This is a genomic window from Streptomyces sp. NPDC091412, from assembly GCF_044756885.1.
Classification (GTDB): Bacteria; Actinomycetota; Actinomycetes; order Streptomycetales; family Streptomycetaceae; genus Streptomyces.
This window is the reverse complement of the sequence record NZ_JBIVTV010000012.1, coordinates 24,039-48,434: the sequence shown is the minus strand read 5'-3', so window position 1 is coordinate 48,434 and position 24,396 is coordinate 24,039. Positions and strand designations below refer to the sequence as shown.

Below are 24,396 nucleotides of genomic sequence, written 5' to 3'. Positions count from 1 at the left end.
ACCGATGGGGAAGTGGCGCACCACCCGGCCCTCGTCGTCCGGAGGTGGGCGGCGCCGGCCGCGCGGCCGCCTCGGTCAGCCGGCCTGGGTGTCCGGCGTGCCTTGGTGGTACCGCTGCTGCCAGCGACCGTCCTCGCGCGTCCAGATGGAGCTGCGGTGAACCACGCCAACGGCGTCCTCGGTGCGGAACCGAATGTGGACGACGCCCGGGGCGAGTTCCACGACCCGGTCGAAGGTCACGCCCTGCACCTGGTCCGGGATGCTGTTGAGGACGCGGATCACCTCCTCGCGCTCCCAGTACTTTCCGGTGCGCCCGATCTCGTAGAAGTCATGATGGATCAGCTGTTCGAGCCGGCCGACGTCATTGCGCGCCTCGGCACCGAGGAGCGAGGACTCGAGGCGGATGATCTCCTCGCGGAGATCCACCACGGTCTCCGCGGAGTGTCCTGTCGCGGTCGACCCGGACCGCACCGTGCGGAAGAGGCGTTCGGCGGTCCCGCCCAGTGCGTGGGGGTTCAGGCCTGCCTGTTCCAGGGCGGGGACCGGGTCTGCCACTCCCGTGCCGTACGGGGCGTCCGTGCCCAGGAGAAGGTGGGGTTCGCCGAAGGTTTCCTTGAGGTGGCGGAGGGCGGGGGCGGTGTGGACCACCGTGTCGCACCAGACCCGGTCCAGATAGGCGCTCGGCGGGTGGTGGGCGCGGGTGCGGAGGTCGGCGCGGTAGTGCCAGTTGTTGTCCAGGCGGGGCAGGAGCTGGGCGAGGACGCCTCCGCCGTGGGCCAGTACCAGGCGCAGGCGTGGATGGCGGTCCAGGGTGCCGGAGGCGGCGAGGCGAGCGTAGGCGAGGGCCGTGTCCAGGGGGGCGCCGACCGAGTTGTGCAGGAACAGGTCCGGGTCCTGCAGGGGACCGCAGTAGGACGGGTGCAGGGACAGCGGGACGTCCAGGGTCTCGCACACCGTGAACAGCGCGTCGAGGCCCGCGCGGTCGAGGGGGCGGCCCGCGACCGGGCCCGTGGTGATCTGCGCGCCCGCGAGACCGAGGCGGGTGACCGCCCGCTCCAGTTCGGCCGCCGCGTCCTCGGGGCGGCCCACGGGCAGGGTCGCGAGGCCGGTCAGCCGGCCGGCCGCCGCCGCGCCGCCCACGTACGCGGCGAGCGCGTCGTTCGCGGCGCGGGCGTACCGCGTCGCCTCCGGTCCCGTACCGACGGCGTACGCGTGGGGGGTCAGGGAGACCACGGCGCGGTCCACGCCCTGCCGGTCCATACGGGCGAGTGCCGCGGCCGGGTCGGTCAGATCCGGGTAGTGGGCGGGCAAGCGTTCCCCGGTGGGTGAGAGCAGGCGGCCGTCCTCGGTGGTGCGCAGGCCCGCCGCGAGCGCCGGCGGCCAGTCGCCGGCCAGCACCTGCGAGGGCAGCATGTGGGTGTGGACGTCGACGACGGTCATCCGGCCTCCTTTGACGGGACGCGGCGCGTCCACCCCGTGGCCTCGCCCTCGGCCAGGCGGCGCAACACCTCCGCGCTGGTCTTGATGCCGTTCCTGAACCACTCCAGGGAGAAGTGCTCCTGCGAGGAGTGCTCCTGCAGGTCGGGCTGGCCGTACGGGACGAGGAGGCAGGGCAGTCCGGCGTGCTCGACGAACGCGCCGAAGACGCCTCCTCCGCCGATCGAGGGGATCACCGCCGCTTCCTGGCCCCACACGGCGCCGAGCGCGGCGCGGGCCGTGGTGACGAGCGGGTGGGTGTCGGGGATCGAGGAGGGTGGGCAGTCGGCGAGGACGGTGAACGTGATGTCGTCCCAGCCGTGGTCGTCCAGGTGACGGCGGATCAGCTGGGCGGTGCGCGCCGGGCTCTGGCCGGGCATGAGGGCGATGTCGACCTTGGCGGTCGCCCGGGTCGGCACCGCCATCTTCAGGCCCTCGCCGGTGTAGCCGGCCTCGATGCCGCAGACGCAGATGCGCGGCGAGAAGAACATCGCGTCCACCGGGTCGGACGTGGTGTAGGCGCGGACGCCCAGGTCCTGGGCCGGGGGGAGGAAGGTGTCGGGGAGGGCCGCCGCCGCGGTCCGGACCGACTCCGGGACCGGTTCGATGCCGTCGTGGAAGCCGTCGACGAGGATGTGTCCGTCCGCGTCGGTCAGGGACGCGAGCGCCCGGGTGAGGCGGTCCGCCGGGTTCGGCAGGATGCCGCCGTAGCTCGCCGAGTGCCACTCCTGCGGGCTGCCCTCGCAGGTGAACTCCAGGTAGAGCGCGCCCCGTACGCCGAGGAAGAGTGCCGGCTGCCACAGGCCCAGCGTGGAGGCGTCGGAGGTGTAGAGGGCGTCGGCGGTGAACCGTTCCGGGTGCTCGGCGATGAAGCGGCGGGTGTTCAGGGAGCCCGTCTCGTCCTCGCCGTCGAGCATCAGGTCGAGCCGCAGCGGCGGCGGAGCGCCGGTGACGTCGGTCCAGACGGCGAGGGCGCACAGATGGGCGAGGAGCTGGCCCTTGCTGTCGCCGACCCCCCTGCCCCACAGCGCCCCCTCGTGGACGGTGGGCTCGAACGGCGGGAACGGCCAGTCGGCGGGGTCGCCGGCGGGCACGACGTCGTAGTGGCCGTAGATCAGCAGGTGCGGGGTGTCCTCGGCGGAGTGCTCGCCGAGGGACGCCCAGACGATGGGGCTGCCGCCGGTCTCCAGGGTCTCGGAGTCGACGCCGATCCGCTTGAGGATGTCGGTGAGGAGCGCCGCGCATTCGCGTACGCCCTCACCGGTGACGCTGACGCTGGGCTGCGCGGCGAGTTCGACGAGCCAGGAAAGGAATTCGTCGGCGCGTTCGTCGATCCTCGTCCACAGCGCGTCGCGCAGCGCGGTCCCCGTCGGTACCGGGCCCGTCGCGTCGGTGGTGTGCTCAGAAGCCGTCACGGTTGATGTCCTTGTAGAGCAGGTAGGCGGCGGTACCGGGGCCCGTCGGGTAGAAGTACTGGGGGCAGTACGGGGCCATGTAGATGAAGTCCTCGGTCTCCACCTCCATGATGTCGCCGTCGAGGTGGTACAGCCCGGAGCCCTTCAGCATCCACAGGCCGTGCTCCTCGTCGTGGACCTCGACCTTCGGGAAGACGGCGCCCGGCTCGAAGGACAGCACGCTCATCGAGAAGTCGTAGGGCGCGTCGACGGGCAGCAGTTCGGCGCGGCTGATCCCGGCGACCGAGCCGGGCCGGTACTCCGCGTCGCCGAGCCGTCCGCTGACCGGCTGCGGGGCGGGTACGCCGGGCCAGGGCTGGTGCTCCTGCTTGATCCACAGGAGCCGGGCCGGGGCCGCGGTGTCGTTGCGCAGCTGGAAGCCGGTGCCGGCGGGCAGGAACGCGAACCCCTGGTCGGCGAGGTCGTGCTCGGCGTCGCCGGCCAGGACGTGCGGCGTGCCGTCGAGGCCGAGCAGGAAGTGCTCGTGCTCGGCGCCGGTGACGGCCGAGGTGCCGCCGCCGGGCTCGATCTCCAGCAGGTACCAGCCGAACCGGGCGCGGTGCAGCCGCGGCGTGGCCAGCTTCTTCACGATCACTCCGTCGAAGCCGGGCAGCCGGCTCGGGAACTGGTTGGCCGGGGTGAGCAGGTGGTACGCGTCGGTGCGGCGCCCACGGGAGACGGAGACCGTGGTCGGCGGGGCGTAGGGGCGGTCGGGGGTGGTGGTCATGTGATCTCTCTCCTGGCTGTCGTGGGCTGAGGTGTGTGCGGTCAGGTGGTCTGGAGGACCGGGGCCGCGGGCCGCGGCTCCTCCGCGTGCGGGACGCCGGGCGTGCGGGCGAGGAAGCGGCCGCCGCCCGCGAGGCCCGGTACGGGGCGCCCGTCGCGTACGGCGATCCGTCCGCCGGCGAGGACGGCGCGGGGCGCGCCGATGACCTCGATGCCCTCGTACGGCAGGTGGTCGACGGCCGAGTGGTGGTCGGCAACCGTGAGGGTGCGGCGGCGCTCCGGGTCGAAGACGAGCAGATCGGCGTCGGCGCCGGGGGCGATCAGGCCCTTGCGGGGCAGCAGCCCGAACATGCGGGCCGGGGCCGTGGACACGGCGTCGGCCCAGCGGCGCGGGGTGATGCGACCGGTGCGGACCCCGAAGTGGTGGAGCAGCATGATGCGCTGCTCGATGCCGGGGAGGCCGTTGAGGATGCAGTCGAACCGCGGCTCCATGATCTTCTGGTCGGCGATCCGGAACGCGCAGTGGTCGCTGGAAACCATGGCGAGGCTGCCGTCGGCGAGCGCCTTCCAGAGCGCCTCCTGGTCGGCGGCCCGGCGCAGCGGCGGTGAGCACACGGCCTGCGCCGCGGTGGCGAGGTCGCCCTCCAGGGCATGCTCGTCGAGGACGAGGTAGTGCGGGCAGGTCTCGCCGTGTACGTCCCAGCCCGCCGCGCGGGACCTGCGGATCGGGTCGAGTGCGGTGACGCCGGAGACGTGGACGATGTAGACGCGGGCGCCTGCGACCCGGGCCAGGTGTGCGATCCGGTTGACGGCCTCGGCCTCCAGCAGGTCGGGGCGGGTGTGCGAGTGGTGGTGCGGCGCGGTCTCGCCGCGGTCGATCGCCTGCGCGGTGAGCAGGTCGATCGCGTCGCCGTTCTCCGCGTGCACCAGCACGGTGATGCCGAGCGGGGCCGCGCACTGCAGGATCCGCAGCAGCCCGCGGTCGTCCGTCATCCGGCGGCCCCGGTAGGCCATGTACACCTTGATGCTGGTGACGCCCTCGGCGACCAGGCGGGGCAGCTCGGCCAGTTCGTCCTCGCCGGGCTGGACGAGCACCATGTGGACGCCGACGTCCGCCGCGGGCCGCTGGGCGAGCATTCGGTCCTGCCAGGCGTGCAGCGCGGCCAGCGGTGACTCGCCGGGCTCCGGGTAGCAGAAGTCGAGGATCGACGTGGTGCCCCCGGCGAGCGCGGCGACGGTTCCCCGGTGGAAGTCGTCGCAGGTGCGGTGACCGCGGATCAGGGTGTCCAGATGGGTGTGCGGGTCGATGCCGCCGGGCAGCACCCAGCAGCCGCCCGCGTCGATCGTCTCGTCCGCGTCGGCGTGGCGCAGCACTCCCGGGCTCGCGACCGCCGTGATGACCCCGTTCTCGACGAGGACGTCCGCCGCTTCGGTGGCGTCGGGGCCGATGACGGTGCCTCCGGCGACGAGCACCCGGCCGGCGACCGGGGGAGTCGGCGCACCGGACGCGGCGTAGTGCGGTGCCCTCCCCCGGGTGAACTCAGGCACCGAGGTTCACCCAGACCGTCTTCGGCAGCGTGTACTGCTCCATCGCGTGCAGGGACTTGTCACGGCCGGTGCCGGACTGCCGGAAGCCGCCGAAGGGGACGGTCACGTCGGAGTGGTTGTAGCAGTTCACCCACACCGTGCCGGCGCGCAGTGCGCGGGAGACCCGGTGCGCGGTGGTGACGTCACGGGTCCAGACGGCGGCGGCGAGCCCGTACTGGGAGTCGTTGGCGATCCGTACGGCGTCGTCGGCGTCCTTCGCGGTGATCAGGGACAGCACGGGGCCGAAGATCTCCTCCTGGGCGACGCGCATGTCGTTGGTGACGTCGGCGAGGACCGTGGGCTCCAGGTAGCAGCCGCCGGAGTCCGGGCGTCCGCGCTCGCCGCCGGTGGCGACGCGCGCGCCTTCCTCACGGCCGATGCCGACGTAGCCGAGGACGCGGGAGAGCTGGGACTCGTCGACGAGCGCGCCCATCCTCACCGCCGGGTCGAGGGGGTCGCCGGGCCGCCAGGCGCCCGCGGCCTCGATGAGCCGCTCGGTGAACTCCTCGCGCACGGACTCCTGCACGATGACGCGGGAGCCGGCGCTGCACATCTCGCCCTGGTTGACGAACGCTCCGAGCGCGGCACCCTCGGCCGCGGCGGCGAGGTCGGGCGCGTCCTCCAGGACGATGTTGGGGGACTTGCCGCCGCACTCCAGCGACACGCTCTTCATGTTCGACTGCGCCGCGTACTCCAGGAAGAACTTGCCGACCTGGGTGGAACCGGTGAAGGCGACCTTGTCGACGTCCGGGTGCAGACCGAGGGCGCGGCCGACGGACTCTCCGAGGCCGGTGACGACGTTGAACACCCCCTCGGGGACGCCCGCCTCCGCGGCCAGCGCGGCGAGCGCGAGGACGACGTGCGGGGCCTGCTCGGCGGGCTTCACGACGAGGGAGTTGCCGGTGGCGAGGGCGGGGGCGATCTTCCACATCGGCATGCCGATCGGGAAGTTCCACGGCACGACGGCGGCGACGACGCCGAGGGGTTCGCGGGTGACGAGGGCGAGCGCGCTGTCCGCGGTCGGCGCGACCTCGCCGTAGACCTTGTCGATGGCCTCGGCGAACCAGCGCAGCACGTCGGCCGCGTGGTCGGCCTCGCCGAGCGTGGAGCCGATCGGCTTGCCGCTGTCGAGGGTCATGACCAGCGCGAGGTGCTCGCGGTCGCGTCGGATCAGCTCGGCGAACCGCAGCAGCACCGCGCGGCGCGCGATCGGCGCCATCCGCGACCAGACGCCGGACTCGAAGGCGCGGCGGGCGGCGGCGACGGCCCGGTCGACGTCCGCCGGGCCCATGGCGGGGCTGGAGGCGACGGTGCGGCCGTCGACGGGCGAGACGGTGTCGAGGCGTTCGCCGGAGGCGGCGTCGGTGTGGGCGCCGTCGATGAACGCGCGCTCCTCCCAGCGCAGTTGCTCGGCCCGCTGGTGCCATTCCTGGGCGGTGACGGTCATGGGGTGCTCCTCTTGCGAAGGGTCGTCGGGGTCGGGGGGTGGTGCGGACGGTCCGGTCCGGTTCCGGGCCGGGCCTGCTCAGTCGCGGCGCAGCCAGATCTCCGGCTGGCGCTCGGACGCGGGCTGTCCGGTGGCGATGTCGGCCCACAGGGCCTCGGCCGCCGCCTTGTCGTCGCGCAGGTCGACAAGGACGCGGCCGTCCCTCATCACGAGCCGGGGCCGGCCGAGGGCGCGCAGATCAGTGAGCGGGTCGCCGTCGACGACGAGGACGTCGGCGCGGTAGCCGGGCTCCAGGCTGCCGAGGTTGTCCTGCTCGCCGAGCGCGGTGGCGCTGCCGAGGGTCGCGGCGCGCAGCGCGTCTGCGGCGCTCAGTCCGGCTTCCGTCAGTGCCTCCAGCTCGCAGATCAGGACGTCGCGGGCGGGGATCCAGTGGATCGGGTCGCTGCCCGCGGCGATCGTGACGCCGGCCTCGACGGCGTTCCGGACCGACTGCTCGTGGACGGCGCCGATCCGCTCCTCGTACACGGCCGCCTGGTCCTCGGTGATCGTCTGGCCGACGTTGAGGTGGGTCTTGGTGCGGAACGCCCACAGGGTGGGGACGTAGACGGTGCCCTGCGCGGCCATCCGGGCGGCGAGGGGCGCGTCGATCGCCAGGCCGTGGTCGACGACGTCGACGCCGGCGTCGACGGCGGCGCGGGCCGCGTCGATGCCCTCGCAGTGACAGCCGACACGGGCCCCGAGGAGATGGGCCTCGCTGACGGCCGTCGCGATCTCCTCGTCGTTGAGGTACCGCAGGCACGCCGTCCAGTCGGAGTCGGCGGTGGTGTGGCTGAGGACGAGCTTGATGAAGTCGGCGCCCGCCAGCCGCTCCAACCGGACGGCGCGGCGTACGGCGTCCGGACCGTCGGCGAAGACGTTGCGCCAGTCGACGGGAGCGCCGCTGCCGACGACGTTCGGTCCGGCCGTGAAGGCACGCGGGCCCAGCACCCGGCCCGCGGCGAGTTCGGCGCGCAGCGCGTGGATGCCGCGGTGCTTGCAGCCGGGGTCGCGGACGGTGGTGACGCCGGACTCGATGAACCGGCGGGCGGTGATGACGCCGTCGACGACGCTGCGCGTGATGAGTCCGGCGTCCGCCTCGACGCCTGACCGGCTCATCAGGTGGGCGTGCGCGTCGATGAGGCCGGGCAGGATGTGCCCTCCGTCGGTGTCCACGATCTCGGCGTCCGTCTCGTGCGGGACGGCGTCACGGCCGACGACCTCGGTGACGCGCCCGTCCTCGACGACCACGGCGGCGCCCTCGCGCCAGGTGCCGTGGCGCACATCGAGGACGGGACCGCCGTGGACGAGGGTGGTGGTGCTCATCGGATCGACTCCTGGGGTGTGCGGTGGGTGAGCAGAGCGCCGGTGAGGGCGAGCGCGGCGGGCAGTCCGGCGACCACCGGGACGCCGAGTTCGGCTTCGAGGGCCGGGGCGAGGGCGCCGACGACGGAGCCGATCAGGACGAGGCTGTCGGCGGCGTCCCGGTCCCGTGCGGTGCGCCCGGCCCGCACGTACTGGTCGAGCAGCGCCTCCGGGTCGCGTACGGCGGCGGCGGTGTCCGTCGCCATCGGCACGATCGACGCGAGCCGCGCGTCGAGCCCGTACCGGTGCACGAGGCCCCGCACCAGCGGCACGGAGCGCGGTGAGAACACCGGTACGGCGAACCGGCCGCCGTACAGGCAGGCCTGGAGCATGGCGGCCTCGGCGATGCCGACGACGGGCACCGGCAGCAGCCCGCGGACCTCGGCGAGGCCGGGGTCGTGGCCGCAGGCGACGACCACCGCGTCCCGCCCGGCCGCGAGCCGGGGTGCCTCCCGGAGGGTCAGCGCGGCGGCGAGTGCGATGTCGTCGCCGCTGTCGATCCCCGCCGGACCGCCCGGCAGCGAGCGCACGTCGACGTCGATGCCCGGACCTGCCCAGAGCTCGGCGCCGGAGCGGATACGGCCCGTGGCGACGGCGGAGCTGTTGGGGTTGAGGACGAGGACGGAGCGACGGGTGCCGTGGGCGGGGGCCGTCGTCGCCGCGACGCCGGGGCGCGCGCCGGCCGTCGCGGGGACCGGTCCCGTGCTCCCGAGACCCTCGCACGCCGTCACGGCGCCGCTCCCGTCGTCGCCGATGCCGCCGCGGGCGTCGTCGCGCCCAGGCACGCCGCCGAGATCTCGTCCGCGGCCGGGCGGTCGAGTTCGCCGACGACGGCGCCGCGGGACATCACGAGGACGCGGTCGCAGATCTGGGCCAGTTCCTCGTGGTCGGAGCCGACGACGAGGACGCCGAGGCCCTCCTCGGTGAGCGCGGTGACGGTGTCGAGCAGGGCACGGCGGGCGCCCACGTCGACGCCCTGCGTCGGCTCGTGCAGCACCAGGCAGCGCAGCCCGGGCCGCTGGAGCCACTTCGCGAGGAGCACCTTCTGCTGGTTGCCGCCGCTCAGGGTGCCAAGCGGCCGGTCGGGTTCGGTGCGGGGCCGTACGTCGTAGTGCTCCATCGCGTCCTGGACGGTACGGCGCTCGGCGGTCCGGTCGACGAAGCCGCGGCGGGTGTGGCGGCGCAGGCTGACCAGGGTGAGGTTCTCGCGGATGCCGAAGCTCTGCACGCCGCTGTGCTGTTTGCGGTCGGCGGGCAGGACGGCGAGTCCCGCGGCGAGCGCGGCCGAGGGGCGCCAGGCCCGCAGGGTGCGCTCGCCGACGGTGAGGGTGCCCGCGGTGCGGTCGGAGCCGAGGAGCAGCATGGGCAGGGCGTCGTGGCCGGCGCCCGCGCGCCCGGTGACCCCGACGATCTCGCCCGCGTGCACGGTCAGGTCGACGGGGCTGCCGGTGCGGCCACGAAGTCCCTCGGCGCGCAGGACGGGCGCGCCGGGTTCGGTGCGCGCGGTCCGGGCGGCCGCCGCCCGGGGCGCGGATCCGATGATGGCGGCGGCGAGTTCACCGGGTCCTGCGATGTCGCCCGCCTTGTGCTCGGACACCAGGCGCCCGTCGCGCAGCACGACCACGCGGTCAGCGATCATGCCGACCTCTTCGAGACGGTGGGTGCAGAAGGCGACGGCGGTGCCGCGGGCGGTGACCCGGCGGATCGCGTCGAACAGGCTGGTGCGCTCGCGTTCGGTGAGGTTGGCCGTCGGCTCGTCGAGGACCAGCAGCTTGGAGTGGCGCCGGCCGCGCGCGTACAGGGCACGGGCGATGGCGAGGACCGCCCGCTCGCCCTGCGGCAGCCGGTGCACGGGGGCCGCGGGGTCGATGTCCATGCCGAGGCCGTCCAGCAACTCCTTGACCTGCCTCGCCTGTTCCCGCCAGCGCACGAGTCCGGCGCGGGAGGTGACGAGGGCGCCGACGCACACGTTCTCGGCGACGCTGAGGGTCTGGGCGAGGGCCAGATCCTGGTGGACGAAGGCGAAGCCCAGGTCGGCGGAGGAGGTCGGGGTGAGCGGCAGCCGGTGCTCGGTGCCGTCGACGACGAGACGGCCACCGGCGTCGGGGGCGTGGAAGCCCGAGAGGATCTTGAACAGGGTGGACTTGCCGGCTCCGTTCTCGCCGAGGACCGCGGTGGTGCGGCCGGCCGGGAAGTCGAGGGAGACCGAGTGCAGGACACGGGTCGGGCCGAAGGTCTTGCTGATGCCCTCCAGCCTGATGCCGCGGTGCTGCGCACGGGACCCGGCGTCCTCGGGCCGTCCGCCGCCCTGTTCCGTGAGGGTGCCGGGCGCGGTCATCGCGTCTTCCACAGGGCGGTGAAGCCACCGCGGTAGTCGGCGCCGTCGAACAGGGCGTCCTCGTCGGCGAGGTCCTTGCCCTTCAGGTTGTCCTTGACGAACAGCTTCAGCGGGACGACGGTCGTGGCCGCCTTCTGCCCGGTGATCGCGCGCAGGCTGCGGTCCATCATCGCCCAGCCCAGCCAGGAGTTGTTGTTGCCCACGTCGGCGCTCTGGACGCGCCCGTTGCGGACGAACTCGAGGTTGGCGGTGACCGCGTTGATGCTGGACGCCTGCACCTCGGGCCGGTTCGCGGCCTCGATCGCGGGCACCGTGAACTGGGCGATGCCGTCGATCGCCGGGAACACCCAGTTCAGCTTGCGGTTGCGCATCAGCGTCGAGGAGGTGACCCGTTCGGCGCCCTGCTTGAAGTCGGCCTGGTTGAGATCGTCGACGGAGAGGCTGCAGCCACTGCGGCAGAACTCCTTGAACCCGTCCTGGAGGCCCTTCTTCAGCGCCGTGAACGTCGCGACCGAGGGCAGGTGCTGGTACGACGCGTGCACCGGGCCGTCGGTCGCGGTGACCGCGTGGGCGGCGAGGATGCGGCCGGAGTCGTAGAAGTCGACGCTCACGGCACCGGCGGCGCCCTCCTCCAGCGGCGCGTTGGCGTCCACGTTGAACGCGGAGATCACCGGCACCTTCGCCTGCTGCGCGGCGCGGACGGCGCCGCTGACCTCGCTGAGGTTGATGCCGAAGGCGACCACGGCGGCGGCGTCGGTCGCGAGCGCCTGCTCGACACCCTTGCCCGCGGTGCTGGTGGAGCCCTTGGAGTCGAAGACGCGGACCTTCACTCCGGCCTGGCGGCCGGCCTCCGTCATCCCGTTCAGGACGGAGCGGACGTACGGGATGCTGTTGTCGAGGGTGACCACCCAGACCGTCTTGCCGCGGGCCGCGGTGATGTCGAAGGCGTCGCCGGGCTTGCTGAACACGGTGGGGCCGGAGGCCTTGTCGACCAGGGCCTGCGCGCTTTTCCGGGCGGCGGCGACGGTCTTGCTGTCAGCGGCCTTCTCGGTGATGCCCTGGGCGGCGCTGCACGCGGAGAGCGGCACGATCAGCGCGGCGGCGAGGAGTGCGGCACCGGCGGCTCTGCTCCGGGGGAGGCTGTGGATTCGCACGAGGGTTCCTTTCGGCGTTCGGGTGGAGTCGTGGGCGTGCGCGTCGCCTGCGCACGGGTGGTGCGGGGCCGTTCGGGCCGGGGGAGCGCCAGGCAGTGCCGGGGGGCGTACGTGGCGTTCCATCCGGTGAGTGACGTATCGGGGATGGCGTGCGCGCCGGCTCAGACGCGGGTGCGGCGGCGGGCGACGACGTGGGCGAAGGTGACGGCGAGTACGAGCGCCCCGCCGTTGAAGACGTTCTCCAGCCAGCCCGCCCCGCCGAGGAGCTGGAGCCCGGTCACGCCGGTGACCAGCAGGTACACGGCGATGACGGTGCCCCAGGCGTTGAACCGGCCGGGGCGGACGACCGTGGCGCCGAGGAACACGGCGGCGGCACCCGGCAGCAGGAACGACGAGCCGAGGTTCGGGTCGGCGCTGCCCAGCCGGCCGAAGCTGATCATCCCGGCGACACCGCAGAACAGGGCGCTGGCGATGAGCGCGCCGGTGCGCAGCCGGTCCACGGGAAGGCCGCTGAGCCGGGCCACCTCGCGGCCCTCACCGGTGAAGTACAGGTAGCGGCCGAGCGGGGTGTGCTCCAGGATCAGCCAGACCACCACGGCGACGGCGAAGCTGAACCACACCGGGTAGGGCAGACCGAGGAGTTTCCCGGTCGTCAGGTTGGTCAGCAGCTCGGGCGGACCCGCGATGACCTGGGACTGGCTGACCGCGAGGGTCAGGCCGATGATCACGGTGCTGGAGCCGAGCGTGGTCACCATCGAGCTGATGCCGAAGCCGACCACGAACAGCGCGTTGAGCGCTCCCCACAGCAGACAGCTGACCAGCACGACCGGTACGGCGGCCGCGAGCGGCCACTCCTGCTGCTTCGTCAGGACGGCGGTGAGCGTCGACGCCCAGACGATGACGGCGCCGAAGGACAGGTCGAACTCGCCGGCGGCGAAGGGCAGGGTGAGACCCAGCACGGCCACGATCAGCACCGCCTGCGTGGAGGTGATCACGCGGAACGTGTCCATGGTGGGGAACGTGTCGGGGGCGAGCACCGAGTAGACGGCCACCAGGGCCACGAGGACCAGCAGGACCGCGTACCGCTGGAAGAGGTCCACGGCGCCGCCGGACGCGCGCCGGACCTCGGCGCTCTTCGTGCGGCCCGGCGGGGCGGCGGCCGCCGTGGAACCGGCCCGGGTCTGGGCTTCCTTACGGCTGGGAGGGACTTCCGCGTGCGGGGACGGGGTCTGCGGGGCGTCGGTTTGCATCGCTACCACCTCGGGCGGGTGAAGGCCTGTCGCAGGGGCGAGGAGGGCACTGGGGCGGAGGGTCGAAGGGGTCGTACGGGTCGGTGGGCCGTACGAGCACGGCGCGAGAAGCCGTGCGGGGTGAGGCACGGAGGGCCGTGCGGGGCACTTGGGCGGGATCGGGTGTCGCGGGCCCCGGTCGTCACCGGCCGGGGCGGGGTCCGACGTCGGTGGCGTCGGACCGCGGCCCCTGGACGGTCCCGGACGGACGCGGACCGGTCGGGCCCGGGTCCGTCCGGGACCCGGTGACGGGCGGCGCTTCCAGCGCCACGGTCACCGAGCGGGTGAGCCCGGCCGCGTCGGCGGTCAGCGTCGCCGAGGTGACGCCGGGACCGAGTGGCGGGCCGAGCGGCCGGGACAGCACGTACCCGAAGGGGTCGCCGGCGAGTCCCGCCGCCCACGCGAGGTCGTCGCGGACGTCGTCGGCGGTGAGGACACCGCTCGCGGCGCGATCGCCGGCCGCGCCAACGCTCCACGACACCGTGCCGGGCTCCCGGCCCCGTGCCGCCTCGGCGGGCATGTCGCCGGGGACGACCAGCAGCACGCCGGCGTTGGCGGCGATCAGGTCGGCGGGGCTGGGACCCTCCCCGTAGACCTGGCGGCGCAGCTCCCAGCACAGGGCGAGCGGCGGCAGCAGGCCGGGGGAACCGGGTGCGACGCGCAGCAGCAGCCGCGCCCGCAGCACCACGGCGTCCGGTCGCTCGACGAGGACACGGCCACCGGGGTGCACCATGCCGGCCGTGACGTGGGCGAGCGAGCGCTCACCGCCGGGTGCGGGGTCGGCGATGACGGCCCAGCGCGGGCCGTCGTCGGCGGTGCGGTCCAGCAGGGCCGCACGGATGCGTTCGGCCTCGGCGCCGTCCACCTCAGGGAAGGCGAGGTGGAGCGGGGCCGTCGGCTCACCCGACTCCATGGCCCGCGCCAACAGCGCGGCCAGCCGCCGTACTTCACGTACCGGCAGCGGCCTGCTGTCCGCACGGCCCTGGAGACCGGCTTGCGTCATCGCTCTCGTCACGTCCCACAGGCTGCCGCGCGGCCCGTTAACGGCGGCGAAACCAGCACGGGGAACCCCCGTTTCGCCGCGCCCGGGGCAGGTGCCGTCCCCGGAGGGGGATGCAATTTCGGCCACTGACCACGTAGATTCCGTCCTTCAGCACCTTTTTTCCGCCACGCCGGACCGCACTGAGCCGTCGGCGCGGCCCGGCACGACGAGACAAGGCGGTACGGATGATTCGGGAGAACGTCCATCTCATCCGACGCAAGATCCAGCTGCCTCCCCTCCCCGACCGCGCCGTCGCCCGCCCCCGTCTCACCGCCCTGCTCGACCACGCGCTGCACCGGCACCAGACGGTGCAGATCCTCGGAATGGCGGGTTCCGGAAAGACGACGGCTGTGCGCCAGTACCTCGCGGCGACCGGCCGGCGCGTCGCCTGGCTGTCCCTCGACGACACGGATTGCGCGTCCGGCCGCCTGCTGACGTATCTGGAGGCGGCGCTGGCCTCGGCCGTTCCGGAGGTCGCGGGGACGGTCGCCTCGGCCCTGGCGGCGGGCATTCCGCACGCGGAGACCGCGGGGCTGCTGGCCGAGGCGACGGACCAGGCGGCCTTGGCGAAGGGAACCTCGGACTCCTGGCGGAACGGCACCAGAAGCGGCGCCAGCGACTCCGTCACGAACGGCGACGATGACGCCGATGTCGAACTGGTGCTCGTCCTCGACGAGGTGGAGCGGCTCAGCGGCTCCCCCGCCGCCCTCACCGTCCTCGACGGCCTGCTCCGGTACGCACCCGAGGGCCTGCGGTTCCTGCTCGTGAGCCGGCGTGCTGTGCGCCTCGGTCAGGCACCGGTACCGCGTACGGGGCCGGGCGGGCCGCCCGCCGTGATCGGCGAGGCCGAGCTCGCCCTCACCCGCGCCGAGGCCGCCCAGGTCGTCGCAGGGCTGCCGGGCCCGTCCCGCGACGTGGAGCAGCTGCTGCGGGTGACCCGAGGCTGGGTGACCGGGGTGTGCTTCCTCGCCGAGACACCGGCCGCGGACGACGACGCCTGGCCGTCCCTCGACACGGAGCCGCTGTCCGCGTACATATCGCAGCAGCTCCTCGACGGGTTGACGGAGGATCAGCGGGATTTCCTCATCGGCACATCGGTGCTGGACGTGGTGACGGTGCCGCGCGCCGAGGCACTCGGCTTCCCCGACGCGGCCCGCACCCTCACCGCCCTGCGCGCCCACCAGCTGCCCGCCGTCTGGGAGACCCGCCCGGCCGCGATGCGGCTGCACCTGTGCTTCCGCGACTGCCTGGTGCAGCAGCTCGACGAGTACGGCGCCGTCCGCGCCCGTACCGCCCGGCTCACCGCGGCCGAACTCCTCGGCGCGGAAGGCCGGCACGAGGAGGCCGCCGAGGCATTCCTCGGCCTCGGCGACACCGCGGCGGCGCTGCCGCACGCCGTCGAGGCGATCGAGGACGTCATCGAGCGCGGCGACCACGAGGTCGCCGAGCGCTGGCTGGACCAGCTCGCCTACGCGGACTCCGCGAGCAGCTCCCCGCTGACCACGGCCGAACTGATGCTGGCCGTGGGCCGCGAGGACTACCGGCGCGGGGTGCGCATCGCCGACCAGCTGCACCAGCTCGGCGAGCGCGACGCGATCGCCTCCCGGTCCACCCGGGCCGCCGCGATGATGGCGTGGTCGTACTACCACGCGTGCCGCGTCGACGACCTGGAACGGCTGCTGCGGCTCGCTCCGCCCGGCGACGACATCGAGGCCGTGCACTACCTCGCGAGCCTGGTGGACTCCCGCGACCGCGGCCGGACCCCGCCGAGCGCGGTCGGTGTGCCCGCCGAGGGTCTGATCGCCCGCGCCCACTACTGGCGCGGCCGCCTGAACGACGTCCTCGCCAGCACCGACAGCCGCTGGGCGGGCGTGGTGTCCGGGCCCTGGCGGATCGCCGCGCTGCGGGCGCTGGGCCGTCTCGACGAGGCCGACCGGCTGCTGCGCGCCACCGTCGAACGCGGTGTGGTGACGGCCGGGCTGAGCGCGGTCGTCGGCGTGGAGCTGTCCGCCGAACTGGGCCAGGAGGAGCGGGCCCGCGCCTTCCTCACCGAGGGCCGCGACATCGCCCGGCGCAACGGCAGCCTGGTATGGGACATGTTCTCGATGCTCGCCGAGGCGAAGCTCGAACTGTGGCTGTGCCGCGACCCGCACCGGGCCCGCCGGGTCCTGGAGGACCTGGAGGCCCTTCCCTACGCGCGCAGTTACCAGTCCACCGGTGAACAACTCGACGCACTCCACGGTTTCGCCCTGCTCGGCTGCGGCACGCCCGCCGACGACGCGGAGGCCCTCGTCCGGCTGCGCCGCGCGGTCGTCTCGATGCACGAGGCCGACCGCATCCTGGAGCTGTGCGCCGCCGCGGTGTACCTGGCGGAGGCCGAGTGGCGGGCCGGCGACCCCGACGCGGCCGACCGCGCCGCCGACCTGGCGCTCGCCACCGCCTACCGGCTGGGCACCCGGCACGCCCTGCTCGGCGCGCTGCGCGCGTTCCCCGGCGTGCTCTCCCGCCGCCTGGACGGGCTCACCGACACCGACTCCTCCTGGCACAGCCTCGGCCGCCCCCTCCTCTCCACCTCCGTACGACCCGCGCCCGCTGAGGTACGGGAGCCGCTGCCGGCCGCCGAAGGGACGTCCGCCGTGGTGGAGTTCCACGACCTCGGACCCACCCGTCTCCTCGTCAACGGCGAGCTGGTCCGACCCCGTATCGCCAAGTCGTACGAGCTGATGGGCCTGCTCCTCGCGGCGCCCGAGCGTACAGTGACCCGGACGGCCGCGCTCGACGCGCTCTTCGACAGTCGGTCCGACAGCTCCGCGCGCGCCTACCTCCGCCAGGCCGTCCATCATCTGCGTCTCGTCCTGCCCGACGAGGAGGCGCTGCGGCTGGAGGACGGCACGATCTCGCTGGCCGGTGCGGCCCAGGTCACCACGTACACCGACGAGTTCACCGGCTGGGTCGCCACCGCGGCCGAGTGCGGGGGCGATCAGCGCCTGACCCGTCTCACGTCCGCGCTGGCCGTGGCCGCGCACGGACCGTACCTGCCGCGGGCCACGTCGGCGTGGGCGGAGAAACGGCGGGCGGAACTGGCCCGGCTCGTCCTCGACGTCACCACCGACGCGGCGGAACTCGCCTGGCGGCTCGACACACCGCAGACAGCGCTCGCCCTGGCCGAGCAGGCCCTGGAGGGCGATCCCTACCGGGAGTCGATGTGGCGGCTGCTCATGCGGATCGCGGGGGCGCTCGGGCAGTACGACGAGGTCATCAACCACTACCGCCGATGCGGACTCGCGCTGGAGGAGGTCAGCGCGAGCCCTTCCTCAGCGACGCGCCGGCTGCTGGCGGAGCTTCGGCACGGGTGAGACCAGCGGCACACGTGGGTGGGACGGCCCACGCAAGACCGTCCCACCCCCGCTGCGCTCCCCACCGCCGGGCCGTCGACCAGGACGAGGACTACTTGCCGGTTCCGCCGAGGTACGCCGCCCATGGGTAGTAGACGTAGTCGAACGCCGCCGGCGCCCCGGTGATCCTGCTTCCGAGCCACACGTCGTTCGTCAGCTGGATGCCGGAGAACATCGGATTCATCTCGTCGTGCAGCTTCTGCTCCATCCGCACGACCAGCTTGGCGCGGGCGCCGTCGTCCTTCGTGCTGATCGCCTTGGCGTAGAGCCCGTCGATGTCGCTGTAGCCGGACTGGTTGAAGGTGCCTCCGGTGATCGCGGTGAGGCCCAGCCAGTCGAGCGGGTTCGGGATGTTCGGCCAGAACTGCGTGTACAGCAGGTCGGTGCTGCCCCGCGTCGCCGGGTCGTACAGGTAGTTCGAGTAGCCGGTCGCGGGTACGACGTTGAGCTTGAAGTGCAAGCCGATCCTGTCGGCCGCGGCCTTGATCCCCAGGCCCAGCTGCTGCGTCTCCGCCTGCTGCGGAACCACGAGGCTGATCTGCTTCGACTTCACGTCGGCCGGAACGCCGGCGAGCAGCTTCTTCGCCTCGTCGACCTTCGCGGAGCCGTCGGTCCTGACCGAGTCGGCGTACGAGGTCAGCTCGTCCTTCGCGAAGCCGTACACGGCCGGCACGGTCTGCAGCGGAACAGCGGTCCCCTCACCGGCGTACACCTGGTCGCCGATGCCCTTCCAGTCGATGGCCATCTGGAGCGCCTTGCGCACGTCCGCGTTGCCCATCGCGCCCTTCTGGTTCGCGACCACGAGCGTGACGGCCAGGGGCGCGGCACCCGAGTAGAGCTTGCCCGCCGACGACGCCTTCAGCTGTGCCAGCCCGGCCGTCGGCGGACCGTACGTCCCGTCGATCTGGCCCGAGAGCAGGCCGGAGGTGATCGCGGAGTCGTCGGTCAGGAAGGTGAAATCGATGTTCTTCACCTTCAACGGCAGCGACTTGTTCCAGTAGCCGTCGTAACGGCTCACGCTGATCGACTGACCCTGCGTCCACTTGCCGTACGTGTAGGGGCCGGTGCACATGACACCGACGCCCGGCGTACCCACCTTCTTGCCGTGTTGCTCGTAGAACTTCTTCTCGACGACGACACCGGCGAAGCTCGCCAGCTCGTCGTTGAAGAGGTAGTCCGGCTTCTTGAGTCTGACGGTCACTTCATCGGTGCCCGTCTTCGCGATCGAGGCGACGTTCGAGTACAGGTAGCCGTAGAAGCTCGACTTGTCCGTCATGTTGTGCCGCATGCTCCACACGACGTCGTCGGCGGTCATCGGCGAGCCGTCCCAGAAGGTGACGTCGCCGCGCAGCTTGTAGACCCAGGTCGTCGGGTCGGGGTTCGCGTACGAGGTCGCCAGATTGGGCTTGATCCGGAAGTCGGGCGTCTGGGCGAGCAGTGTCTCGCACATGTTCGAGTTGATCATGTTCGGCGTGTAGTCGGCCGACTGGAAGGGGTCGACGGTCTGGGGCTCGCCCTGGAAGACGTTCCAGGTGATCGTGTCGACCGACCCCGAGCCTTTCGGCGTGAAGGTCGTCAACGCGTCGGAGGACCCGGTCGCTCCGGTGCCGGAGGTGCCTCCTCCGGAGCAGCCGGCCAGCACCAGGGTGGCCGCGGCGGCGACGGCGGCCAGTGCCGTCGCCCGTCTGCGGGGGCGGAGTGAATACATGGCGGAACTCCCGTTCAGTGTCGGGCTGTGAGGGCTTCGGGGTCCCACCCGCTGCGAGGGACGCTGTCGCGCAACAAGTGGGTGTAGGGGTCCTGGGGGTTGTCGAGCACGGCGGCGGTGGGCCCTTGCTCGACGACGGCGCCGTGACGCATGACGATCGTGTCGTCGGTCACCTGGCGGATGACGGCGAGATCGTGGCTGATGAACAGGTAGCTCACGCCGCGTTTCTGCCGGATGTCCGAGAGCAGATTGAGGATCTGCGCCTGGATCGAGACATCCAGGGCCGACACGGCCTCGTCGAGGATGAGGATGTCCGGATCGGCGGCGAGCGCGCGAGCGATGGCGACGCGTTGGCGCTGCCCTCCGGAGAGTGCCCTCGGCAGTGCCGCGAGCTGCCGGTCGTCGAGTCCGACGAGCTCGGCGAGTTCGCTCACGCGCTTCCTGGTCCCGTCGCGGCCGAGCCGGAAATGCACGCCGACGACTTCCGCGAGGCAGTCGCCGACGCGCTGACGGCGGTCGAGCGAGGTGTATGGGTCCTGGAAGACGATCTGGATGTCCCGGCCCCGCTCACGGCGACTGCGTGCGGAACGCGCCGGGTGTGTGCGGTCCTCGCCCCGGAACATGATGCGACCGCCGGAGGGACGCTCCAGGCCGATGATCATCCGGGCTGTGGTCGTCTTTCCGGAGCCGGATTCGCCGACGATGCCGAGGGCTCCGCCCGGGGCCAGGGCGAAGCTCACGTCGGCGACCGCCGTTGCCTCGGCACGCCCACGGCCGAAGGTCTTGGTCAGGTGCTCGACCACGAGCAGCGGTGCGGTCATCGCTGGACCTCCTCGTGCGAAGGGGAGCCGACGTGCTGCTGCTCCACCATCTGTCCGCGCAGGCCGGGCATCCGGACGCACCGGGTCTGCGACGGGCCGATCTGCAGCAGGGGCGGCACTCCTGCCCGGCACCGCTCCTCGGCGAAGCGGCAGCGCGGCGCGAACGCACAGCCGCCCGGTGCCTCGTAGGCGGTGGTCGGATGACCGGTGATCGCGGGCAGTCGGTCGACGCGTCGGTCGATCTCCGGTCGTGCCTGCACCAGTGCGGCGGTGTAGGGGTGGAGCGGGTCCTGGTGCAACCGCACCGACGCCTGGCGCTCCATGACCTGGCCGGCGTACAGCACGATCGTCTCGTCGCACACGGCACCGGCGAGCTCCAGGTCGTGCGTGATGAAGAGCATCGCCATGCCGTACTCGCGCTGCATGCGCCCGAGAATCGCCATCACCTCCGCCTGGGTGGTGACATCGAGCGCGGTGGTCGGCTCGTCGGCGAGGACGAGCCGGGGTCGTGCGGCCACCGCGGCAGCGATCATCACCCGTTGCAGCAGGCCGCCGGAGAGCTCGTGGGGGTACTGCCGCAGCCGGCGCTCCGGGTCCCCGATGCCGACCTCGGCGAGCAGTTCCTGGGCGCGCTTGCGAGCAGCGGACTTCGGCATCCGGTCGTTGGTGCGCATCGCCTCGGTGAGGAAGTCGCCGATCGTGCGTACGGGGTTCGTGTGGGCCCGTGCGTCCTGGAAGATCATCGCGACGTCCTTCGCCCGATAGGACCGCAGGGCGTCGGGGCGCAGGTCGAACACCTCGGCGCCGTCGAAGCGGACACCGCCCCGGACGTCGGCGTCGTCGGGGAGCAGGCGTGCGATGGTGCGCACCGTCATCGACTTGCCCGAACCGGACTCGCCGACCAGACCGAGAGTGCTTCCGCTGCCGAGTGAGAACGAGACATCGCGCAGCACGGTGCGCAACTCGCCCGCGACAGGCAGCCGGACCGTCAGACCGTCGACTTCGAGAAGTGCGTTCACGAGCGTGCCTCCCAGCGTTCCGTGAGCCGGTCGCCGAGCACGTTCACGGCACCGACGGTGATGACGATGAGTGCGCTGGCGAACAGGGCCTCCTGAGGGTGCTGTTGCAGCACACCGGCCATACCGCTGCCGACCATCGCGCCCCAGTCCGATGTCGGTGGCTGCACCCCGAGGCCGATGAACGACAGGCCGGCGAAGTCCATCAGGGCGAACCCGAAGGCGAGTGTGGCGTTGGCGACGATCAACCCGCCCACGTTGGGCAGGATGTGCCGCAAGGCGATCCGCAGCCCGTGCACGCCCTGAACCCGCAGTGCCGCGATGTAGGGCAGTGAACGCTCTCGCAGCGCAGCGCTCCGCACGATCCGCGCGATGTAGGGGACATAGGCGAGGGACAGCGCCGCGGTGGCGGCCTTCAGACCGGACCCGAACAGGGCGGTCGCCAGGATCGCCAGCAGCAGCCCCGGGAAGGCGAACACGGCGTCCACGACGCGCACCACCATCTGGTCGAACCAACCGCCGAACCACACGGCCGCGAGCGCGAGGATCGTCCCGAGGAGAGTCGAGATCATCACGACGAGGAACGGTCCGATCAGCGCGGTCCGGGAGCCGTGGACGAGGCGCGAGAGAAGGTCCCGCCCGCTTGCGTCGGTTCCCAGCGGATGGGTGCCGCTCGAGCCCTGGTACGCACCGGAGAGGTCGACGGCGTTCGGATCGTGGGGGGCGAGGAGGGGTGCGAGGACGGCGAAGCAGACGACGAGTCCGAGGACGGCGACCGCCACCCAACCGGACATGCCGACGGATCTCGTACGACGCATCGTCCGTGGGCCGGCCTTTCGGGCTCCGATCCGTCGCACCGCTGCTGTCGTGCTCATGAGTCCTTCTTCCCGATCGACACGCGCGGGTCGAGCAGTGTGTAGGCGACGTCGATGAGGGTGTTCAGCACGATGAAGGCGGCGACGTACATCAGGCAGATCGCCTGTACGACGGGGAAGTCCTTCTGCTGCACCGAACTCACGAGGAACTGACCGAGCCCGCCGAGCTGGAAGACCTGTTCCACGACGACGCTTCCCGCGATCAGGCCCGCGATCGTGAGACCCGCGACGGTGAGCACCGGCATCGCGGCGTTGCGCATCACATGTCTGCGTACGACGGCCCCGCGGGGCAGTCCACGGCTGATCGCCGTCTGCACGTGATCGGCCGACAGCTCCTGCCGGATCGCGGTCTGGGCGAGTCGCGCGACGAACGCGACCGACGCGAACGCGAGCGCGATCGACGGAAGAACCATGTGGTGGACCTCGTCGAGGCCCGCACGGCCGGCGCCGAACACCGGGAACCACTCCAGGTCGACGGCGAACACGATGATCAGCACGACCGCTCCGACGAAGGTCGGCACCGCCATGACGGCCGTCGCGCCGGCCATGGCGGACCGTGACAACCGGCCGGGCCTGAGGCCGGCGAGGGTGCCGATGGCCAACCCGAGCACCAGGACGATCGCCGCGGCCATGAGGACGAGCAGCGTGGTCGCGAAGGCGCGGCTTCCGACCAGCGACGCCACCGGTTGGTTGTAGATGATCGATGTTCCGAAGTCGCCGTGCACCACGCCGCCGAGCCACCTCAGGTACTGCTGCCAGACGGGGTCGTCGAGGTGATACTCGGCCTTGATCGAGGCGATTGCCTCGGGGCTCATGGTGCGACCGTGCGTGAGGTAGGTGAGCGGGCTTCCCGGCGCGGCGTAGAGCGCTCCGAAGACCACCAGGCTCGCGATGAACAAGGTCACCACCAGCCCCACGACGCGAGTGGCCACGAACCGCAGCATCACGCCGCCGGGCCGCTGCTTCGCCTTCGCCCGCCCTGATCGCACGGGTGCCGTCACGGTCGCGGGGCTCATCGGTTCACCCCTGGCTGCGCGTGATGGACCACGCGGCCGCCCACGACCGTGCGCAGCACCCGCGTGTCGAGCAGTTCCTCCAGTGGCCGGGTGAAGATGTCCCGGTCGAGAACGATGAAGTCGGCGTACAACCCCTCGGCCAGACGGCCGTGCAGGTGCTCGGAGCGGCTCGCCCAGGCAGCGTCACGTGTGGCGTGCACGATCGCGTCGGCCAGCGGCAGGGCGTAGTGCGCGATGTTGGCGGGCAGCGACGGATCGAGTGCCGAACGCCGTGTCGCCGCGATGAACATGTTGGGCAGCGGCGCATGCGGCGACGTGGGGGAGTCGGTGCCGAGCACGAGGGTGGCTCCGGCATCGGTCATCTCGGGCCACGGGAAGCCGCGGTCGGCCCGCTCGTCGCCGAGCACGCGCCGCCAGTTCTCCTGGATGGCAGGATCAGCGTGCACGGGCTGCATGCTCGCCGTGATCCCGAGTGCTGCCAGCCGGTCGATGTCCGCCGGGTCGACGACTTCGAGATGTTCGATGCGGTGGCGGCGCTCCTTGGGGCCGTTGAGGGCGACGGCGTGTTCTACGGCCCCGATCGCGACCCGGATCGCCTCGTCACCGATGGCGTGCAGGGCGACCTGCAGACCGGCCGCGTCCGCGGCGGCCACCACCGGCGCGAGTTCGGCAAGGCTCCAGATCGGGTCGGCGTTCGTGCCGTTCACGTAGGGCTTTCCGAGGGACGCGGTGCACCCGTCGACGGTTCCGTCGACCATGACCTTGATGCCGGTCACGCGCAGGAACGGGGTCGCCCGGCGGGTGGCGAGCTCGACGGCGCGCTCGACCTGGGCGAGGTTCCTCCCCTCGTCGCCGGTGGGCTGGACGCGCCAGAACGCGGCGATTCGAGTGGTCAGGACGCTCGCCTCATCGGCACGACGCATCGCCTCGTAGTCGCCTTCGCCCAGCGCCATCTCGGTCGAACCGACGATCCCGGACTCGGCGTACGCCGCGAGGACGACCGCCAGGGCCTCGTCACGGTCGAAGTCAGTGGCGAATCGGTCGAGTACCGGCCACACGAGGTGGTGCATCGCGGTCTCGTCGACCAGGCCGGTGGCCGCGCCCCGCTCGTCCCGGTGGACCGTTCCTCCCGGTGGCGATGCCGTGGTGTCGTCGATGCCGGCTTCGGCGAGGGCGGCCGAGTTCAGCCAGATCGAGTGGAAGTCGTAGGCCTGCGCGTAGACGGGCCGGTCGGCGACGACGGCGTCGAGCATGCCCCGATCGGGTACGCCGCCCGGGATGTCACCGTGTTTCCACCCGGTGGCGAGCACCCGGGGTGCGTCGGGGTTCTCCTCCGCCCACGTCCGGATGCGCCGCTGGATCTCCTCCACCGTGTTGGTGCCCCACAGATCGACCTGGACCGCCGCCTCACCGGTGCCGATCACGTGCGCATGGCCGTCGACGAAGCCGGGGAGGACGGTCGCGCCGTCGAGGTCGTGGATGAGGGCATCCGGTCCGGCCACACGCGCTGCGGTGGCCCCGTCGCCGACGTAGGTGAGCCGGTCGCCCACCACCACGAGCGAGTCGGCCCAGGGGCGTTGGCCGGAGGTGAAGATCCGGGCGTTGCGGTAGAGATGAGCGGGCATGGTCGTGTCCTTGTCCATCGGGTTCC

The 24,396-nt window shown here is 72.4% G+C and carries 18 protein-coding genes; 1 reads left to right on the top strand and 17 read right to left on the bottom strand.

Going from position 1 to position 24,396, the window contains the following annotated elements:
* Nucleotides 1–75: 75 nt before the first annotated feature.
* From ACIQMV_RS25745 to ACIQMV_RS25695, 11 genes are all read right to left on the bottom strand, one after another.
* Nucleotides 76–1,440, bottom strand: a complete 1,365-nt coding sequence (locus ACIQMV_RS25745) for an amidohydrolase family protein (RefSeq protein WP_402595884.1) — start codon at nucleotides 1,438–1,440, stop codon at nucleotides 76–78.
* Entirely contained in the window at nucleotides 1,437–2,891 is a 1,455-nt protein-coding gene (locus tag ACIQMV_RS25740) for a M20/M25/M40 family metallo-hydrolase (protein WP_402595883.1), read from the bottom strand. The genes ACIQMV_RS25745 and ACIQMV_RS25740 overlap by 4 nt, the downstream gene beginning before the upstream one ends.
* The gene (gene allE / locus ACIQMV_RS25735) at nucleotides 2,878–3,657 is read right to left on the bottom strand and encodes a (S)-ureidoglycine aminohydrolase (protein WP_402595882.1); all 780 of its coding nucleotides are present in this window, start codon (nucleotides 3,655–3,657) and stop codon (nucleotides 2,878–2,880) included. Before allE ends, ACIQMV_RS25740 begins: the two co-directional genes overlap by 14 nt.
* 41 nt (nucleotides 3,658–3,698) lie before the next feature.
* On the bottom strand, nucleotides 3,699–5,204 hold the full coding sequence (gene hydA / locus ACIQMV_RS25730) for a dihydropyrimidinase (protein ID WP_402595881.1): 1,506 nt from the start codon (nucleotides 5,202–5,204) through the stop codon (nucleotides 3,699–3,701).
* Nucleotides 5,197–6,690: an aldehyde dehydrogenase gene (locus ACIQMV_RS25725; protein ID WP_141363290.1), complete on the bottom strand. Its 1,494-nt coding sequence runs from the start codon at nucleotides 6,688–6,690 to the stop codon at nucleotides 5,197–5,199. The genes hydA and ACIQMV_RS25725 overlap by 8 nt, the downstream gene beginning before the upstream one ends.
* A 78-nt stretch (nucleotides 6,691–6,768) precedes the next feature.
* Nucleotides 6,769–8,052, bottom strand: a complete 1,284-nt coding sequence (locus ACIQMV_RS25720) for an amidohydrolase family protein (RefSeq protein ID WP_402595880.1) — start codon at nucleotides 8,050–8,052, stop codon at nucleotides 6,769–6,771.
* Nucleotides 8,049–8,876, bottom strand: a complete 828-nt coding sequence (locus tag ACIQMV_RS25715; protein WP_402595879.1) for an aspartate/glutamate racemase family protein — start codon at nucleotides 8,874–8,876, stop codon at nucleotides 8,049–8,051. The genes ACIQMV_RS25720 and ACIQMV_RS25715 overlap by 4 nt, the downstream gene beginning before the upstream one ends.
* On the bottom strand, nucleotides 8,819–10,429 hold the full coding sequence (locus ACIQMV_RS25710; RefSeq protein ID WP_402595878.1) for a sugar ABC transporter ATP-binding protein: 1,611 nt from the start codon (nucleotides 10,427–10,429) through the stop codon (nucleotides 8,819–8,821). The genes ACIQMV_RS25715 and ACIQMV_RS25710 overlap by 58 nt, the downstream gene beginning before the upstream one ends.
* Complete coding sequence (locus tag ACIQMV_RS25705) at nucleotides 10,426–11,583, bottom strand: sugar ABC transporter substrate-binding protein (RefSeq protein ID WP_402595877.1); 1,158 nt, start codon at nucleotides 11,581–11,583, stop codon at nucleotides 10,426–10,428. Before ACIQMV_RS25705 ends, ACIQMV_RS25710 begins: the two co-directional genes overlap by 4 nt.
* A gap of 161 nt (nucleotides 11,584–11,744) precedes the next feature.
* A complete protein-coding gene (locus tag ACIQMV_RS25700) occupies nucleotides 11,745–12,833 on the bottom strand; it encodes an ABC transporter permease (RefSeq protein ID WP_388479790.1) in 1,089 nt (362 codons plus the stop codon).
* Between the two features lie 181 nt (nucleotides 12,834–13,014).
* Nucleotides 13,015–13,887, bottom strand: a complete 873-nt coding sequence (locus ACIQMV_RS25695; protein ID WP_401779867.1) for a hypothetical protein — start codon at nucleotides 13,885–13,887, stop codon at nucleotides 13,015–13,017.
* Nucleotides 13,888–14,099: 212 nt separating this feature from the next.
* Here ACIQMV_RS25695 and ACIQMV_RS25690 point away from each other — a divergent pair, with 212 nt between their 5' ends.
* A complete protein-coding gene (locus ACIQMV_RS25690; RefSeq protein ID WP_402595876.1) occupies nucleotides 14,100–17,270 on the top strand; it encodes a BTAD domain-containing putative transcriptional regulator in 3,171 nt (1,056 codons plus the stop codon).
* A gap of 91 nt (nucleotides 17,271–17,361) precedes the next feature.
* Here ACIQMV_RS25690 and ACIQMV_RS25685 read toward each other — a convergent pair whose 3' ends face one another.
* The 6 genes from ACIQMV_RS25685 to ACIQMV_RS25660 all read right to left on the bottom strand — a co-directional run bounded on the left by ACIQMV_RS25685 (nucleotide 17,362) and on the right by ACIQMV_RS25660 (nucleotide 24,388).
* Nucleotides 17,362–19,017 carry an ABC transporter substrate-binding protein gene (locus tag ACIQMV_RS25685; RefSeq protein WP_402595874.1) on the bottom strand — a complete coding sequence of 552 codons (1,656 nt, stop codon included), beginning with the start codon at nucleotides 19,015–19,017 and terminating at the stop codon, nucleotides 17,362–17,364.
* A 14-nt stretch (nucleotides 19,018–19,031) separates the two neighbouring features.
* Nucleotides 19,032–19,838, bottom strand: coding sequence for an ABC transporter ATP-binding protein (locus ACIQMV_RS25680; RefSeq protein ID WP_402595872.1), 807 nt, complete (start codon nucleotides 19,836–19,838; stop codon nucleotides 19,032–19,034).
* Nucleotides 19,835–20,857, bottom strand: a complete 1,023-nt coding sequence (locus ACIQMV_RS25675) for an ABC transporter ATP-binding protein (RefSeq protein WP_402595871.1) — start codon at nucleotides 20,855–20,857, stop codon at nucleotides 19,835–19,837. Before ACIQMV_RS25675 ends, ACIQMV_RS25680 begins: the two co-directional genes overlap by 4 nt.
* The gene (locus ACIQMV_RS25670) at nucleotides 20,854–21,648 is read right to left on the bottom strand and encodes an ABC transporter permease (RefSeq protein WP_402595869.1); all 795 of its coding nucleotides are present in this window, start codon (nucleotides 21,646–21,648) and stop codon (nucleotides 20,854–20,856) included. The genes ACIQMV_RS25675 and ACIQMV_RS25670 overlap by 4 nt, the downstream gene beginning before the upstream one ends.
* A 77-nt stretch (nucleotides 21,649–21,725) precedes the next feature.
* A complete protein-coding gene (locus tag ACIQMV_RS25665; protein ID WP_402595867.1) occupies nucleotides 21,726–22,745 on the bottom strand; it encodes an ABC transporter permease in 1,020 nt (339 codons plus the stop codon).
* A complete protein-coding gene (locus tag ACIQMV_RS25660) occupies nucleotides 22,742–24,388 on the bottom strand; it encodes an amidohydrolase (RefSeq protein WP_402595865.1) in 1,647 nt (548 codons plus the stop codon). The genes ACIQMV_RS25665 and ACIQMV_RS25660 overlap by 4 nt, the downstream gene beginning before the upstream one ends.
* Nucleotides 24,389–24,396: the final 8 nt, after the last annotated feature.

Excerpts from the sequence above, each read along its gene's own strand:
- ACIQMV_RS25665 (WP_402595867.1), bottom strand. The coding sequence starts at position 22,745 with ATGAGCCCCGCGACCGTGACGGCACCCGTGCGATCAGGGCGGGCGAAG.
- ACIQMV_RS25660 (WP_402595865.1), bottom strand. The coding sequence starts at position 24,388 with ATGGACAAGGACACGACCATGCCCGCTCATCTCTACCGCAACGCCCGG.
- ACIQMV_RS25700 (WP_388479790.1), bottom strand. The coding sequence starts at position 12,833 with ATGCAAACCGACGCCCCGCAGACCCCGTCCCCGCACGCGGAAGTCCCT.
- allE (WP_402595882.1), bottom strand. The coding sequence starts at position 3,657 with ATGACCACCACCCCCGACCGCCCCTACGCCCCGCCGACCACGGTCTCC.
- ACIQMV_RS25710 (WP_402595878.1), bottom strand. The coding sequence starts at position 10,429 with ATGACCGCGCCCGGCACCCTCACGGAACAGGGCGGCGGACGGCCCGAG.
- ACIQMV_RS25745 (WP_402595884.1), bottom strand. The coding sequence starts at position 1,440 with ATGACCGTCGTCGACGTCCACACCCACATGCTGCCCTCGCAGGTGCTG.
- ACIQMV_RS25685 (WP_402595874.1), bottom strand. The coding sequence starts at position 19,017 with ATGTATTCACTCCGCCCCCGCAGACGGGCGACGGCACTGGCCGCCGTC.
- ACIQMV_RS25680 (WP_402595872.1), bottom strand. The coding sequence starts at position 19,838 with ATGACCGCACCGCTGCTCGTGGTCGAGCACCTGACCAAGACCTTCGGC.
- ACIQMV_RS25720 (WP_402595880.1), bottom strand. The coding sequence starts at position 8,052 with ATGAGCACCACCACCCTCGTCCACGGCGGTCCCGTCCTCGATGTGCGC.
- ACIQMV_RS25725 (WP_141363290.1), bottom strand. The coding sequence starts at position 6,690 with ATGACCGTCACCGCCCAGGAATGGCACCAGCGGGCCGAGCAACTGCGC.
- ACIQMV_RS25670 (WP_402595869.1), bottom strand. The coding sequence starts at position 21,648 with ATGTCCGGTTGGGTGGCGGTCGCCGTCCTCGGACTCGTCGTCTGCTTC.
- ACIQMV_RS25690 (WP_402595876.1), top strand. The coding sequence starts at position 14,100 with ATGATTCGGGAGAACGTCCATCTCATCCGACGCAAGATCCAGCTGCCT.